This window comes from Cypionkella aquatica, assembly GCF_030161095.1.
Lineage (GTDB): Bacteria > Pseudomonadota > Alphaproteobacteria > Rhodobacterales > Rhodobacteraceae > Cypionkella > Cypionkella aquatica.
Genome location: NZ_BSPP01000004.1, coordinates 561,422 through 575,641, shown reverse-complemented (window position 1 = coordinate 575,641; position 14,220 = coordinate 561,422). Strand labels below are relative to the sequence as shown.

13 protein-coding genes are annotated in these 14,220 nt (G+C 56.9%); 5 read left to right on the top strand and 8 right to left on the bottom strand.

Annotated features, from left to right (window positions below; all coding sequences use genetic code 11):
* The first annotated feature begins 17 nt into the window (after nucleotides 1-17).
* Entirely contained in the window at nucleotides 18-2,657 is a 2,640-nt protein-coding gene (gene mutS / locus QQJ98_RS06250; RefSeq protein ID WP_284324464.1) for a DNA mismatch repair protein MutS, read from the top strand.
* A 78-nt stretch (nucleotides 2,658-2,735) separates the two neighbouring features.
* Here mutS and QQJ98_RS06245 read toward each other — a convergent pair whose 3' ends face one another.
* A complete protein-coding gene (locus QQJ98_RS06245) occupies nucleotides 2,736-3,233 on the bottom strand; it encodes a nucleotide exchange factor GrpE (protein WP_431307799.1) in 498 nt (165 codons plus the stop codon).
* A gap of 72 nt (nucleotides 3,234-3,305) precedes the next feature.
* Nucleotides 3,306-4,376, bottom strand: coding sequence for a heat-inducible transcriptional repressor HrcA (gene hrcA / locus QQJ98_RS06240; RefSeq protein ID WP_284324462.1), 1,071 nt, complete (start codon nucleotides 4,374-4,376; stop codon nucleotides 3,306-3,308).
* A 114-nt stretch (nucleotides 4,377-4,490) separates the two neighbouring features.
* Here hrcA and rph point away from each other — a divergent pair, with 114 nt between their 5' ends.
* Genes rph through hemW form a run of 4 tightly spaced genes read left to right on the top strand, consistent with a single transcriptional unit; the run spans nucleotide 4,491 to nucleotide 7,349 of the window.
* Complete coding sequence (rph, locus tag QQJ98_RS06235; RefSeq protein ID WP_284324461.1) at nucleotides 4,491-5,210, top strand: ribonuclease PH; 720 nt, start codon at nucleotides 4,491-4,493, stop codon at nucleotides 5,208-5,210.
* On the top strand, nucleotides 5,207-5,818 hold the full coding sequence (rdgB, locus tag QQJ98_RS06230; protein WP_284324460.1) for an RdgB/HAM1 family non-canonical purine NTP pyrophosphatase: 612 nt from the start codon (nucleotides 5,207-5,209) through the stop codon (nucleotides 5,816-5,818). Before rph ends, rdgB begins: the two co-directional genes overlap by 4 nt.
* Nucleotides 5,815-6,189 carry a RidA family protein gene (locus QQJ98_RS06225; protein ID WP_284324459.1) on the top strand — a complete coding sequence of 125 codons (375 nt, stop codon included), beginning with the start codon at nucleotides 5,815-5,817 and terminating at the stop codon, nucleotides 6,187-6,189. The genes rdgB and QQJ98_RS06225 overlap by 4 nt, the downstream gene beginning before the upstream one ends.
* Before the next feature lie 2 nt (nucleotides 6,190-6,191).
* Nucleotides 6,192-7,349, top strand: coding sequence for a radical SAM family heme chaperone HemW (gene hemW / locus QQJ98_RS06220; RefSeq protein WP_284324458.1), 1,158 nt, complete (start codon nucleotides 6,192-6,194; stop codon nucleotides 7,347-7,349).
* An 11-nt stretch (nucleotides 7,350-7,360) separates the two neighbouring features.
* Here hemW and QQJ98_RS06215 read toward each other — a convergent pair whose 3' ends face one another.
* The 6 genes from QQJ98_RS06215 to rho are packed head-to-tail and all read right to left on the bottom strand — an operon-like array spanning nucleotide 7,361 to nucleotide 14,177.
* A complete protein-coding gene (locus QQJ98_RS06215) occupies nucleotides 7,361-8,266 on the bottom strand; it encodes a ParB/RepB/Spo0J family partition protein (RefSeq protein ID WP_284324457.1) in 906 nt (301 codons plus the stop codon).
* The gene (locus QQJ98_RS06210; RefSeq protein ID WP_284324456.1) at nucleotides 8,266-9,093 is read right to left on the bottom strand and encodes a ParA family protein; all 828 of its coding nucleotides are present in this window, start codon (nucleotides 9,091-9,093) and stop codon (nucleotides 8,266-8,268) included. The genes QQJ98_RS06215 and QQJ98_RS06210 overlap by 1 nt, the downstream gene beginning before the upstream one ends.
* Nucleotides 9,086-9,712, bottom strand: a complete 627-nt coding sequence (gene rsmG, locus QQJ98_RS06205; RefSeq protein ID WP_284324455.1) for a 16S rRNA (guanine(527)-N(7))-methyltransferase RsmG — start codon at nucleotides 9,710-9,712, stop codon at nucleotides 9,086-9,088. The genes QQJ98_RS06210 and rsmG overlap by 8 nt, the downstream gene beginning before the upstream one ends.
* A complete protein-coding gene (gene mnmG, locus QQJ98_RS06200) occupies nucleotides 9,712-11,574 on the bottom strand; it encodes a tRNA uridine-5-carboxymethylaminomethyl(34) synthesis enzyme MnmG (protein WP_284324454.1) in 1,863 nt (620 codons plus the stop codon). Before mnmG ends, rsmG begins: the two co-directional genes overlap by 1 nt.
* Nucleotides 11,575-11,585: 11 nt before the next feature.
* A complete protein-coding gene (mnmE, locus tag QQJ98_RS06195; RefSeq protein ID WP_284324453.1) occupies nucleotides 11,586-12,878 on the bottom strand; it encodes a tRNA uridine-5-carboxymethylaminomethyl(34) synthesis GTPase MnmE in 1,293 nt (430 codons plus the stop codon).
* Between the two features lie 27 nt (nucleotides 12,879-12,905).
* A complete protein-coding gene (rho, locus tag QQJ98_RS06190) occupies nucleotides 12,906-14,177 on the bottom strand; it encodes a transcription termination factor Rho (RefSeq protein WP_284324452.1) in 1,272 nt (423 codons plus the stop codon).
* Nucleotides 14,178-14,220: the final 43 nt, after the last annotated feature.

Sequence of the window (14,220 nt, the reverse complement as noted above, 5' to 3'; positions counted from 1 at the left end):
TCAAGGGGATAGATGTTGTGAGCGATGAAACCGTAACGCCGATGATGGCGCAATATCTAGAGATCAAGGCCCAGAACCCCAGCGCCTTGCTGTTCTATCGCTTGGGCGATTTCTACGAGATGTTTTTCGAGGATGCCGTTGCAGCCGCCGAAGCTTTGGACATCACCCTGACCCAGCGCGGCTTTCACAATGGCAAGCCAATTGCCCTGTGCGGTGTGCCCTATCACGCCGCCGAGGGCTATCTTTTGACGCTGATCCGCAAGGGCTTTCGCGTCGCAATCGCCGAGCAAATGGAAGACCCGGCCGAGGCGAAAAAGCGTGGCAGCAAATCGGTGGTCAAGCGCGACGTGGTGCGGCTGGTCACCCCCGGCACGCTCACCGAGGATTCGCTGCTGGAAGCCCGTCGGCACAACTACCTCGCGGCCTTTGCCGAGGTGCGCGAAGAGTCCGCACTGGCTTGGGTGGATATCTCAACCGGAGAGTTGCGGGTGATGCCCTGCCCGGAGGTGCGTCTTGCGCCAGAACTGGCTCGTCTAGCGCCGCGCGAAGTCTTGGTGGCAGAGCACCGAGATCATGATTTGGGCGGTATAGTGACTGAATCCGGTGCGGCGCTTAGTGCACTATCACGGGGCAGTTTCGATTCAACAAATGCCGAACAGCGGTTGTGCAAGCTGTGGGGCGTCGGCTCATTAGAGGCTTTTGGCAGCTTTGGGCGCTCTGAGATTTCGGCGATGGGCGCTTTGGTCGATTACCTTGATCTGACCCAACGCGGGAAACTGCCGCTGTTGCGCCCGCCATTGCGCGAAAGTGCCAGCGGAGCGATGCAGATTGACGCCTCTACCCGGCGCAACCTTGAAATCAGTCAGGCGCTTTCTGGTGGTCGCGAAGGGTCTTTGCTGGCCGCCGTGGATCGCACCGCCACCGCTGCGGGCGCGCGCCTGCTGGAACGCCGCATATCCAGCCCAGCCCGCGATCTGGCTGTGATCCATCAACGGTTGGAATCTGTGCGTTTTCTGCTGGAACAGAGCCGTTTGCGCGAAGATTTGCGCACGGATCTGCGCCGCGTGCCCGACATTGATCGCGCCCTGTCGCGGCTGGCACTGGAGCGTGGCGGCCCGCGCGACCTTGCCGCCATCCGCACCGGTTTGACGCAAGCCGAAAATATCGCCACCCGACTGATCGACGTGCCGCCCTTGTTGCACGATGCCGCCAAGGCCTTGGTCGGCCATGCCACGCTGATCGAGCTGCTGGATCAGGCTTTGGTCGCCGAACCGCCGCTGCTGGCCCGCGATGGCGGCTATATCGCCACGGGCTTTGACGCCGATCTGGACGAAACCCGCCGTCTGCGCGACGAAGGCAGAAGCGTCATCGCGCAGATGCAGGCCGAATACATCGCGCTGTCGGGTGTCCAAAGTCTGAAGATCAAGCACAACAACGTGCTGGGCTATTTCATTGAAACCACCGCATTGCACGCCGAGAAGATGTTCGCAGCACCGCTGTCGGAAACCTTCATCCACCGCCAAACCACTGCCAATCAGGTGCGCTTTACCACCCTGCCGCTGAACGAGATTGAAACCAAGATTCTGAACGCGGCCAATCATGCGCTTGAGATCGAAAAGCGGCACTATGAGGCGCTTAGAGCCGCAATTTTGGATCAATCCGGTCCAATCGGCGCCTGCGCACGCGGATTGGCAGAGATCGATCTGAACGGTGCATTTGCCGATCTGGCGGCGGCTGAGAACTGGGCGGAGCCGCGCGTTGACGACAGCCACGCCTTTGTGATCACCGCAGGACGCCATCCGGTGGTCGAGCGCGCGTTGCGCAGACAGGGCGGAGCTGCCTTTGTCGCCAACGATTGCGCCCTGACCGAAGCAAAAATCCCCGCGATCTGGCTGCTGACCGGCCCAAATATGGCGGGTAAATCCACTTTCTTGCGGCAGAACGCGCTGATCGCCCTTCTGGCGCAGGCAGGCAGCTTTGTGCCCGCGACCTCTGCCCATATCGGCCTTGTCAGCCAGTTGTTCAGCCGGGTCGGGGCTTCGGATGACCTTGCGCGCGGCAGATCGACTTTCATGGTGGAAATGGTTGAAACCGCTGCGATCCTGAACCAAGCCGATGATCGCGCGCTGGTCATTCTGGATGAGATTGGCCGCGGCACCGCGACCTATGACGGGCTTTCAATTGCCTGGGCCACGATGGAGCATCTGCACGAAACCAACCGCTGTCGCGCCCTCTTCGCCACGCATTACCATGAAATGACAGCGCTTTCCGGCAAACTTGCTGGGGTAGAGAACGCAACTGTGACCGTCAAGGAGTGGGACGGCGAGGTGATTTTCCTGCATGAGGTGAAGAAAGGTGCGGCTGACCGATCCTATGGCGTGCAGGTGGCGCGGTTGGCCGGTCTGCCCGCAACGGTGATCGAACGCGCTAAGGTCGTGCTGGAAGCCCTGGAATCAGGCGAGCGTGAGGGAGGGTCGCGGCAAAAGGCGCTGATCGACGATCTGCCGCTGTTCCGGGCAATGCCCGCGCCAGCACCGAAGCCGGTCGCCAAAGATTCTAAGGTAGAAACAGCGCTGAAAGAGGTGCTGCCGGATGACTTGACGCCGATGGAGGCGCTGCGCTTGGTCTATCAGCTGAAGGAAATGCTGAAAACTTGACTAAAATTTAATTGCTCTTTTGGAAATACTCCACGGGTGGTCCGGAGGGTGTGAAACCCTCCGGGGCCAGCAAAGCGATCAGCCTTGGGTGTTTGACGACACGCCAACCTGCGCCGGGCGCAACAGGCGGTCGTGCAGCATAAAGCCGACGCCCAGAACCTGAATGATCTGGCCAGCCTTGGTACCCGGCAGCGGCGCCTCGAACATCGCCTGATGTTGCTGCGGATCAAACACTTCGCCGATCTCGGGATTGATCTCGGCAACGCCGTGCTTCTTCAACACATTGGTCAGCTCGCGCAGGGTCAGTTCCAGCCCTTCGATCAAGGCCCCAGCTTGCGCGCGGGTCTCTTCGTTGGCTGCATCAAGCGCACGCTTCAGGTTATCGTAAACCGGCAGCATGTCGCGCGCGAGTTTGGAGCCGCCGAATTGCTCGGCCTCGCGGCGGTCACGCTCTCCGCGTTTGCGGGCGTTTTCGGCATCAGCCAAGGCGCGCATGAAGCGGTCACGCATGTCGTCACGCTCGGCGCGCAGCGCATCAAGCTGTTCAGCCGCAACGAAATCGTCGAGGCCTTCCATCTCGTCCTTCTCTGGGGCGGTATTGTCCTGCGCCATCGTCTATCCTTACATTCTATTCCGCTTTGGCACGCCTTAGCCTGAACTGCGTTCCGACAAAAGCCTGCCGACCAATTGCGCGGTATAATCGACGATCGGGACAATCCGGCCATAGTTCAGCCGGGTCGGTCCGATCACGCCCACCGCGCCAATGATCTTTCGATCAGCGTTCATATAGGGAGAGACCACCAGAGAGGAACCCGAAAGTGAAAAGAGTTTGTTCTCGGAGCCGATAAAAATGCGCACGCCCTCGCCGGTTTCTGCCAATTCGAGAAAATCGGCGATATCACGCTTGCGTTCAAGGTCATCGAACAGGATGCGGATACGGTCGATATCTTGGGCTTCGGCCGAATTCTCGATCAGATTAGAGCGACCACGCACAATAAGACGCTCGGCATGCTCGTCCGTGCCATCCCACAGCGCAATGCCGCTTTCTACCAGAGCGCGGGCGAGGGAATCGATTTCCTGACGACGATTGGCAATATCCTGGCTGATGCTGCGACGCAGTTCGGACAGGGTTTTACCCTCGGCCAGCGCGTTGAGGAAGTTTGCAGCCTCGCGCATGGAAGATGGAGTTTGACCAGGCGGCGGGGTGAAAACGCGATTTTCGACATGGCCGTTGGCAAAGACCAGCACCACCAATGCCCGATCGGCAGCAAGGCTCACAAATTCGATATGGCGGATCGGCGCCTCGGCCTTGGGGGCCAGAACCACCGTCGCACCGCGGGTGATGCCAGAAAGGGTGCCGCCGATATGGTCAAGCAGACTGGTGATGTCTGATTCGTTGCTGGCTGAGGCAGTGTCGATCAACTGGCGGTCTTCGGCGGCGACGGTGCCGACTTCGAGCAGGCCATCGACGAACATGCGCAGACCCTGTTGAGTTGGTATCCGCCCCGCCGAGATATGCGGACTGTCGAGCAGACCCAAAAGTTCGAGATCCTGCATCACATTGCGTATCGTGGCCGCTGACAGGCGTTCGGACATGCTGCGGGTCAGGGTGCGCGAGCCGACCGGATCACCCGAGGCAAGGTAGCCTTCGACGACTCGGCGAAACACTTCGCGCGAGCGGTCGTTCATCTCGGACAGGATTTTGGCACCATTGCTCATTCGGAAATCCCAATTGCTGTTCCTCATTAAGGAGGCTGGGCTGTGAACGTCAATGAGGGTTGCATCAGGACGGGGCGCAGGACTATTTGGGATAAAGCGAAAAAGGATGATGTGATGCGCCCCTCTGGTCGGAAATTGAACGAAATGCGCCCGGTTTCTATGGAAATCGGTGTGATGAAACATGCGGAAGGCTCGTGCCTGATCAAGATGGGCGAGACGCATGTTTTGTGCTCGGCCACCATTGAAGACAAAGCGCCGCCGTTTTTGAAAAACACCGGGTTGGGTTGGGTGACGGCAGAATATGGCATGTTGCCACGCGCGACCAATTCGCGGGTACGTCGGGAGGCTGCGGCGGGCAAGCAATCCGGTCGCACGCAAGAGATTCAACGGCTTATCGGTCGCGCGTTGCGGGCCGGGGTTGATCGCTCGGCTTTGGGTGAGCGGCAGATCGTGATTGATTGCGATGTGATTCAAGCCGACGGCGGTACCCGGTGCGCATCCATTACCGGTGGCTGGGTGGCTTTGCGGTTGGCGATGAACAAGCTGCTGAAATCAGGCGTGATTGTCAGCGACCCGATGATCGACCATGTGGCTGCGGTGTCTTGTGGTATTTATGCGGGGCAGCCAGTGCTCGATCTGGATTATCCCGAGGATTCTGCTGCAGGGACGGATGGCAATTTCATTCTTACAGGACGCGGGCGGCTGATTGAGGTGCAGATGTCTGCAGAAGGCGCGACATTCTCGCGTGCCGAGATGGGCGAATTGCTGGATTTGGCCGAGGCGGGCGTCGCTGGTCTGGTTGCCGCGCAGAAGGCCGCTTTGGGGATCGCGTGATGCGGAAATTCTCAAGTGACCGGCTGTTGGTTGCGACGCACAATCGCGGGAAGCTGGAGGAGATTGCCAAGCTGCTGGAGGGATTTGGAATTTCTGTGGTTTCGGCGGGTGAACTGAACCTGCCGGAACCAGCGGAAACCGAGGACAGCTTTGTTGGCAATGCCCGAATCAAAGCACATGCGGCGGCGCAAGCCACTGGCTTGCCAGCGCTTTCCGATGATTCTGGCATCACCATTGATGCATTGGATGGCGCACCGGGGGTCTATACAGCGGATTGGGCAGAAACACCCACCGGGCGTGATTTTGTCATGGCAATGACCCAAACTTGGGATCGACTTGAGGCGATTGCGGCGACCGAACCACGGTTGGCGCAGTTTCGCTGCACTTTGGTGTTGGCTTGGCCGGATGGTCATGATGAGGTGTTTGAAGGTGTTATGGCGGGGCAGATCGTCTGGCCCATGCGCGGCGATCAGGGGCATGGCTATGATCCGATATTCCAGCCCTCGGGCAGCGACTTGACCTTTGGCGAAATGGATCGCTGGCAAAAGAACCAGATCAGTCACCGCGCCGATGCATTTCGCAAGCTTGTAGAAGGATGTTTCACGTGAAACAAATATCCACCGGATCGCCGTTCGAAAAGACAATGGGCTATAGCCGCGCCATCGTGAAAGGTGGATGGTGTTTTGTGTCAGGCGTCACAGGATATGACTATGCTACGATGAAAATGCCGGATGACATCGCCGATCAGGGGCGAAACTGCTTCGCCACAATAGAAGCAGTTCTGGTCGAAGCAGGGTTTGAAATGGCCGACATCGTCCGCGTGCAGTACACAGTGACACAGTCGGATTTGGTCGAGGCGCTGGTGCCCGTGTTGGGTGACGCGTTGGGCAAGATCAGACCCGCAGCGACGATGGTGATCGCGGGCCTGATCAGACCCGAGATGAAGGTCGAAATCGAAGTCACTGCATTTAAAGGCTAATGATGGAAGATTGGCAACATGGCGGCTTCGGCCTGTATCTACATTGGCCATATTGCGAGTCTAAATGCCCCTATTGTGACTTCAACAGCCATGTCGAAAAGCACATAGACCAAAAGCAATGGCAGCGCGCTTATTTGTCTGAGATCGACAGACTGGGGCGTGAAACGCAAGGGCGCATCCTGAATTCAGTATTCTTCGGCGGCGGCACCCCATCGCTGATGTCACCCGATCTGGTTGCTGCCATCATTGAGCGCATCCGAGCCACTTGGCCAATGTCAAATGACCCCGAAATCACCTTAGAAGCCAACCCGGGTTCGGTCGAGGCAGGAAGGTTTCGCGGGTTTCAACAAGCTGGCGTGACGCGGGTTTCAATGGGCATGCAAGCAATGAACGACGAGGATTTGCGCAAGCTTGGCCGCAAGCATAGCGCCATCGAGGCCAGACAAGCCTTTGAAATTGCACGGTCTTGCTTTGACCGCGTCAGTTTTGATCTGATATATGCGCGACAAGATCAGACACTGCAAGCATGGCGGGAAGAGCTTGGCCGCGCGCTGGAATTGGCGATTGATCACCTATCTCTCTATCAGCTGACAATTGAAGATGGCACCGCATTTGGCGATCGGTTCGCCAAGGGTGGCCTGAAAGGTTTGCCAAGCGAAGACCTGTCAGCCGAGATGTTTGAGACGACGCAAGAGCTTTGCGAGAAGGCCGGACTGCCTGCCTATGAGGTGTCAAATCATGCAAGACCCGGCTGTGAATCAAGGCACAATCTGATTTATTGGCGTGGGGGTGATTACTTGGGCATCGGTCCCGGCGCGCACGGTCGCATGACTTTGGCCGGTGAAAGATGGGCAACCGAAGCACCTAAATCTCCTGCCCTTTGGCTGGGCCTCGTTGAATCCGGTAAGACACCTGAGTTGCCCCGCAGCCTGCTGACTTCAGATGACCATCGGCTGGAGTATTTGCTGATGTCTTTGCGCTTGGGCGAAGGACTGGATTTAGCGCGCTATCAGGACATTGCTGGGGCGGCGCTCTCACCCGCTAAGCTCCAAAACTTAACCGATATTGGCATGTTAACCGCCAAAAACGGCCGTTTACAGACAACCTTGAACGGCCGAATGGTTCTGAACGCAGTGCTGCGCGAATTGGCTACAACCTAGCTCAGCAAAAGCTAAAATTCGGCATCGCGGGGAATCGTTGAGAGAACGCGACACAGCAGATCGAGTTGTTCAAGAGTGCGATAGCTGATGGTCACCTTGCCACCCTCCCCACCTTGGACGTGATCAATCTGTACGCCCATATGCAAATTTGCAGCAAGATCGGCTTCAAGGGCGCGGGTGTCGGCGTCTTTTTCACCCCGTCGGGCCAGTGCGCGACGCTTCGCCGGATCAACGGCAGACTTTCGCACAAGATCTTCGGTCTCGCGCACCGATAATCCACGGCCGATCACCTTAAGCGCCAATTCTGTCGCGTTTCCAGTGGTAATCAGGGCGCGGGCATGCCCTGCAGATAGGGTCCCGGATTGCACCATTTGCTGAACGTCGCCAGGCAGAGCAAGCAGCCGCAAAAGGTTGGCGATGTGGCTGCGACTACGAGACAGCGCTTCGGCAATCTTTTCTTGAGTGTGCCCGAAACGGTCCATCAATTGGCGATAGGCCAAGGCCTCTTCAATCGCGTTAAGCTCTGCGCGCTGAATGTTTTCAATGATTGCGATTTCGAGAACCTCTGAGTCGGTAAACTCTCGAATAATCACAGGCAATTCATGGAGTTGCGCGATCTGCGCCGCACGCCAACGGCGTTCACCCGCCACAATTTCATAGAGATCCTGACCGGGCTTTTTCCGCACGATCAAGGGCTGAATAACACCCTTTTGCCGCAGCGATGCCGCCAAATCGTTCAACGCCTGCGGCTCAAAATCACGCCTTGGTTGATCCGGGTTGGGTACGATCTTTTCCACTGGAAGCAGTAACTCAGATGCCCGAAGCTCTGGCGCAGCCGAGACGGAATCGATGTTAACATCCGCCATAAGCGCAGAAAGGCCACGCCCAAGGCCGCGTCGATCAAATTTCTTTTCCATCAAACCGTCTCCTCACTGAATCTGCTGCGAAGGGGATGGCGCAGCAGAACTTCTATGGCCAAAGCCCGATATGCCTCGGAACCTTTGGACGCGCTATCGTAACTTAGCACCGGTTGAGCGTATGACGGTGCCTCGCTGAGCCGTACATTGCGGGGGATCATCGTTTTGAACACCAGATCCCCCAAGGTCGAACGTGCATCATGTTCAACTTGTTGCGACAGCCGATTTCGCCCATCCACCATAGTCAAAACGACGCCCTCGATCCGCAGGCCCGGGTTCGCGCCGCGGCGCACCTCACGGATTGTCAGCATCAGTTGCGACAGCCCCTCCAATGCAAAAAACTCTGCTTGCAGCGGAACGAGCACGGCGTGGCTGGCAACCATTGCATTGACCGTCAGCAAGCTGAGAGAAGGCGGGCAGTCAATCAGAATAAAATCTAAGTCTAAAGTTTCAACACGGGGTTCTCTCAGTGCATCATGCAGCAGGAAGCTGCGCTTTTCGTTAGAAACAAGCTGGATATCGGCAGATGACAGATCTGCGCTTGATGGGCACAGAAACAAACCGGAAAATTCGGTTGTGACGGCAGCTTCTACCAGCGGCACTTCGTCCAGAAGCAGATCGTAGGTGGTTTTCTTGCGATCTGTCGGGGAAAACCCCAATCCGGTCGAGGCATTTCCCTGCGGGTCCAGATCAACCAGCAAAACGCGCGCACCAAGTTCGACCAAGGCAGCTGCAAGGTTGATCGCCGTCGTGGTTTTGCCGACGCCCCCTTTCTGGTTCGCAATGGCAAGAATGTGCGGCCCGCCGGTGCCCATCATATCATGCATGGCGGAGATTCCGAATGGCGACAATTCGTGCATTATGTTCGGTCAGGCTTTGCATCTCACTGCTGTCAAACTGCCAATCTGCGCGCGCAGCAGTGATCTCTTGCGCGGTTGCCGCGCCTTTTGGAAACAGGGCGACGCCGGTCGGGCTAAGGTGTCTGTGCGCGTAGCTGCATAGTTGCGGCAGTGGTGCCAAGGCTCGTGCGGTTAGGACATCGGCGTTCTGCGGCATAAGTGCTTCAATACGCTCCGTTTTTATAATTGCAGTAATGCCAAGATGGCGCAGCGCCTCTGACAGAAACACTGACTTCCGGCGGTCTGATTCCACCATCGTCATCGACAATTTTGGCTGCAACTCGTTTGCAAGGATTGCCAAGACAATACCCGGAAATCCACCGCCACTGCCAAGGTCACACCAAGTCGTGGCGGCGTCGGGCGCTTGAAGCATGATCTGGGCTGAATCCAGAATATGGCGGCTCCATAGATCTGGAACACCGCTCTTCGAAATTAGATTAACTGCAGGATTCCACTTCTCAACCAAGTCGCCATAGCTGAAAAGTTTTTCCAATGTTTCACGTGAAACACTCAGCCATGACGGAACTTCCGCTTTCTCGCGCCACATTATGCCGTTGCCTCGCGCCGCGCCTTACGGATATGCGCAAGGATAAGAGTCAGTGCTGCTGGCGTCATGCCTTCAATGCGCGCTGCTTGTGCGAGGTTTGTCGGTCGAATCCGCGCAAGCTTAAGGCCTAACTCTGTCGAAAGGCCCGGCAAACCAGCGAAGATGAATTCGCTTGGAATTTCCGCTGCTTCCTCGCGCTTCAACGCAGCAATTTCATGCTTTTGCCGCGCAGCGTACTGCGAATACAGTGCATCAGTTGCTGTCTGCTGCTGTATATCGCGTTCAAAAGCATCAAATTCAGGCACCAGTTCGATGATTTTCTCAATCGTCACATCGGGAAACGCCATCAGCGCCAATGCCGTGCGCTTTGCGCCATCTTGGCTCAGCTCAAACCCAAACTTGCTCAGCTCTGTAGGCGAAAAAGTTCTCTGCTGTAGCTGCACCGCCGCTGCAGTCAAGCCTTGCTGCTTGGCAACAAAGGCATCAGCACGCCCTGTCCCCACACAGCCCAATTCAATGCCGAACGGCGTTAAACGCTGGTCAGCATTATCGGCCCGCAATGTAAGGCGATACTCGGCACGCGAGGTAAACATGCGATAGGGCTCCGTCACCCCACGCGAGGTAAGATCATCAACCATCACGCCAATATAGCTGTCAGACCGACTGAACTTGACCGAGTCGCGACCCTTGGAAAGCGCCGCCGCATTCAAGCCAGCAAGCAAACCCTGTGCCGCTGCCTCTTCATAGCCAGTTGTGCCATTTATCTGCCCAGCCAGAAACACCCCCGGTAACGCCTTTAACTGCAAAGACAAATCCAGCTCACGCGGGTCAAAATAGTCATATTCGATCGCATAGCCAGGCTGAGTTATATTTACATTCTCTAGGCCGGCGATGGATCGCACATATGCTTCCTGCACGTCATAAGGCAAAGACGTCGAAATGCCATTCGGATACACGGTGCTATCTTCCAAGCCTTCAGGCTCCAGGAAAATCTGATGCGAAGTTTTGTCAGCAAACCGAACGATCTTGTCCTCAATCGACGGGCAGTAGCGCGGGCCGATGCCTTCAATGTGGCCGCCATACATCGCAGATAAGCTCAAATTGTCTCGCACAATGGCGTGAGTCCGCTCATTGGTATGCGTGATTCCACAGGAAATTTGCCGCACTTGTGGCACTTTATTCAGAAAGGAAAAAACAACCGGCTCTTCATCACCGGGCTGCGTCTCCAGCAGGTCCCAATTGATCGTATTCCCGTCCAAACGTGGTGGCGTTCCGGTCTTCAACCTTCCCCGCGCCAGCCCCAAACCCGCAAGTTGTTCTGCAAGCTTAACCGATGGTCGATCACCGACGCGCCCCCCTGGGCTGCGTTGATTGCCAATATGCATGATGCCGTTTAGAAAGGTGCCCATCGTCAGAACCACCGCCGAGGCGTGCAGTTCGGTGGAATCAGCCAAGGTAACGCCTGTGGCAATGCCGTTTTCTTCTTTTATAGCAATGACTTCCGCTTCCATGATGGTCAGGTTTTGCTGCGCTTGCAACAAATCCATAATTGCCGCGCGGTACAGCTTGCGGTCGGCCTGCGCCCGCGGACCCTGCACAGCCGGACCCTTACGGCGATTAAGCAACCGGTACTGAATCGCCGCCCGATCCGCCGCCAAGCCCATAATGCCATCCATCGCGTCAATCTCGCGCACCAGATGGCCCTTACCCAGGCCACCAATAGCCGGATTGCACGACATCACCCCAATGCCATCACGCCGCAAAGAGATCAAAACAGTATTGGCACCCATGCGTGCCGAAGCAGCCGCTGCCTCCGCACCCGCATGACCACCACCAACGACAATTACATCAAAATGTTTCACGTGAAACAACCTCACTTGCCGATGCAGAAACTTGCGAAGATCTCATCAAGAAGATTTTCAACATCGATTCTTCCCACCATAGCTTCCAATGCCCGCATAGATCCGCGCAAATCTGCTGCCACCAGTTCTGGCATCGCAACAGCACGGGCCAAACGCCCAACGGCCGATTCCAAACCGGCCACTGCACGCTCCATCGCGATACGCTGACGCTCACGTATCAGCAAGCCCGCAGAGGCTGCGCGGCCCTCCAACCTTGCTGCTATCGCGGCAATCAGCGCATCTACCCCAGCCCCGGTCTTACCCGAAACCATTTGACCAAGGCCAGCGGCGTCAGTCCTTTTATCAGCTTTACCCAAAAGAACCAAATCATCCGCTTCGGGCACCAACATCAAAATTTCTTCCGGCTCTGCACGCAGAAAAATCCGCAGGTCTGCCAGCCGCGCCCGCGCCAACGCCCGATCGACGCCGATCCGCTCCACCACATCATCCGACTGGCGTAAGCCCGCCGTATCCAGCAGAGTGACAGACAGCCCGGCGATATCCATGCGAACCTCGATCACATCCCGTGTCGTCCCTGCAATCTCCGAAGTGATCGCAGCCTCCCTGCCCGCCAAAACATTCAAAAGCGTAGATTTTCCGGCGTTTGGGGCACCCACAATCGCCACCTCAAAGCCATCACGAATCCGCTCTGCAGCGCCCGCACCAGCCAATTCTGCCTTTAACTGCCGCAGCAAGCCATCCAGCAACAGCCGAACCTCGGGCGTCACATCAACGGGCACCTCTTCATCGGCAAAATCAATTGTGGCCTCGATCAACGCCGCCGCGCGGACGAGATCAAGCCGCCAAGCCTCTACCCGCCGCCCCAGATCGCCCGACAACACCCGCATCGCCTGCTTGCGTTGCGCCTCAGTCTCCGCATCAATCAGATCCGCAAGCCCCTCAACTTGCGCCAAGTCCAGCCGCCCATTTTCCAATGCACGACGGGTAAACTCTCCGGCCTCAGCCAGCCGCAACCCATCCATAGCCGCCAAAACTTGCAAAATTCGCGCAACGACTGCCGTGCTGCCATGCAAATGCAATTCAGCACTGATCTCGCCGGTAAAGCTGGCCCCATGCGCGAACAGCAAAACGAGCGCCTCATCCAGCACAGCACCCTGCCACACCAGTCGCCGCAACGCCGCCTGCCGCACGGGCGGTAAAACACACAACTGCTCCACCGCCGCATGCGCCATAGGTCCCGAAAGCCGGACAACAGCAACACCCGCCTTACCCCGCGCCGAGGCGAGTGCAAAAATCGTGTCCATAGCCAAGCCTTTGATTAAAAACGAGCCTTAGGCGTTCATCGACTCGAAGAATTCACCATTGCTCTTGGTCTGCTTCAGCTTCGAGATCAGGAACTCAATCGCATCCGTGGTGCCCATCGGGTTCAGAATCCGGCGCAGCACATAGGTTTTCTGCAAATCAGTTTTCTCAACCAGCAGATCTTCCTTCCGAGTACCCGATTTCAGAATATCAATCGCCGGGAACACGCGCTTGTCGGCAACCTTACGGTCCAACACGATCTCGCTGTTACCCGTACCTTTGAACTCTTCAAAGATCACTTCGTCCATCCGGCTGCCGGTATCAATCAGCGCGGTTGCGATAATGGTCAAAGACCCGCCTTCTTCAATGTTCCGCGCTGCACCAAAGAACCGCTTTGGACGCTGCAATGCATTGGCATCCACACCGCCGGTCAGCACCTTACCCGAAGACGGCACCACAGTGTTGAAAGCCCGCCCCAGACGGGTGATGCTGTCCAGCAAGATCACAACATCGCGCTTATGCTCAACCAGTCGCTTGGCCTTTTCAATCACCATCTCGGCGACTGCGACATGCCGCGTTGCTGGCTCATCGAAGGTCGAGGACACAACCTCCCCCTTCACAGAACGCTGCATGTCCGTGACTTCCTCGGGCCGCTCGTCGATCAGCAACACGATCAAGTAACATTCGGGGTGGTTCACAGCGATAGAATTGGCAATGTTCTGCAACAAGACAGTCTTACCCGTGCGCGGCGGTGCCACGATCAAAGCCCGCTGACCCTTGCCGATCGGGCAAACCAGATCAATAATCCGCGCCGAGCGGTCCTTGATGGTCGGATCTTCCACTTCCATCTTCAGGCGTTCGTCAGGATAAAGCGGCGTCAGGTTATCGAAATGCACCTTGTGGCGGGCCTTCTCCGGATCATCAAAGTTGATCCGCGTCACCTTGGTCATGCAGAAATATTTTTCATTCTCACGCGGGGCCTGAATAACCCCTTCAATCGTGTCACCGGTGCGCAAGCTGAACTGCCGCAAGATATCGGGGGAGACATAGATATCATCCGGGCCCGGCAGATAATTCGCAGAAGGAGAGCGCAAAAAGCCGAAACCATCCTGCAAAACTTCCAACACGCCATCGCCGCCGATTTCCCAACCTTCCTCGGCATGCTCTTTCAGGATCGAGAACATCATCTCGCCCTTGCGCATGCTCGGCGCGTTCTCAATCTCCCATTCTTCTGCCATCGCCAGCAACTCGGCCGGGGTCTTGGCTTTCAGATCAGCAAGATTCAAATGCTCAACAGTCATCGGGAATTTACCTCAGGCGCGCAGCCCAAGGTTTGGGCCAGCA

What these genes read in the sequence shown, in the direction of transcription:
- QQJ98_RS06215 (WP_284324457.1), bottom strand. Translation starts at nt 8,266, where the DNA reads ATGGAAAAGAAATTTGATCGACGCGGCCTTGGGCGTGGCCTTTCTGCG.
- hrcA (WP_284324462.1), bottom strand. Translation starts at nt 4,376, where the DNA reads ATGAGCAATGGTGCCAAAATCCTGTCCGAGATGAACGACCGCTCGCGC.
- QQJ98_RS06245 (WP_431307799.1), bottom strand. Translation starts at nt 3,233, where the DNA reads ATGGAAGGCCTCGACGATTTCGTTGCGGCTGAACAGCTTGATGCGCTG.
- rph (WP_284324461.1), top strand. Translation starts at nt 4,491, where the DNA reads ATGCGCCCCTCTGGTCGGAAATTGAACGAAATGCGCCCGGTTTCTATG.
- mnmE (WP_284324453.1), bottom strand. Translation starts at nt 12,878, where the DNA reads ATGGACACGATTTTTGCACTCGCCTCGGCGCGGGGTAAGGCGGGTGTT.
- hemW (WP_284324458.1), top strand. Translation starts at nt 6,192, where the DNA reads ATGGAAGATTGGCAACATGGCGGCTTCGGCCTGTATCTACATTGGCCA.
- QQJ98_RS06210 (WP_284324456.1), bottom strand. Translation starts at nt 9,093, where the DNA reads ATGCATGATATGATGGGCACCGGCGGGCCGCACATTCTTGCCATTGCG.
- rho (WP_284324452.1), bottom strand. Translation starts at nt 14,177, where the DNA reads ATGACTGTTGAGCATTTGAATCTTGCTGATCTGAAAGCCAAGACCCCG.
- rsmG (WP_284324455.1), bottom strand. Translation starts at nt 9,712, where the DNA reads ATGTGGCGCGAGAAAGCGGAAGTTCCGTCATGGCTGAGTGTTTCACGT.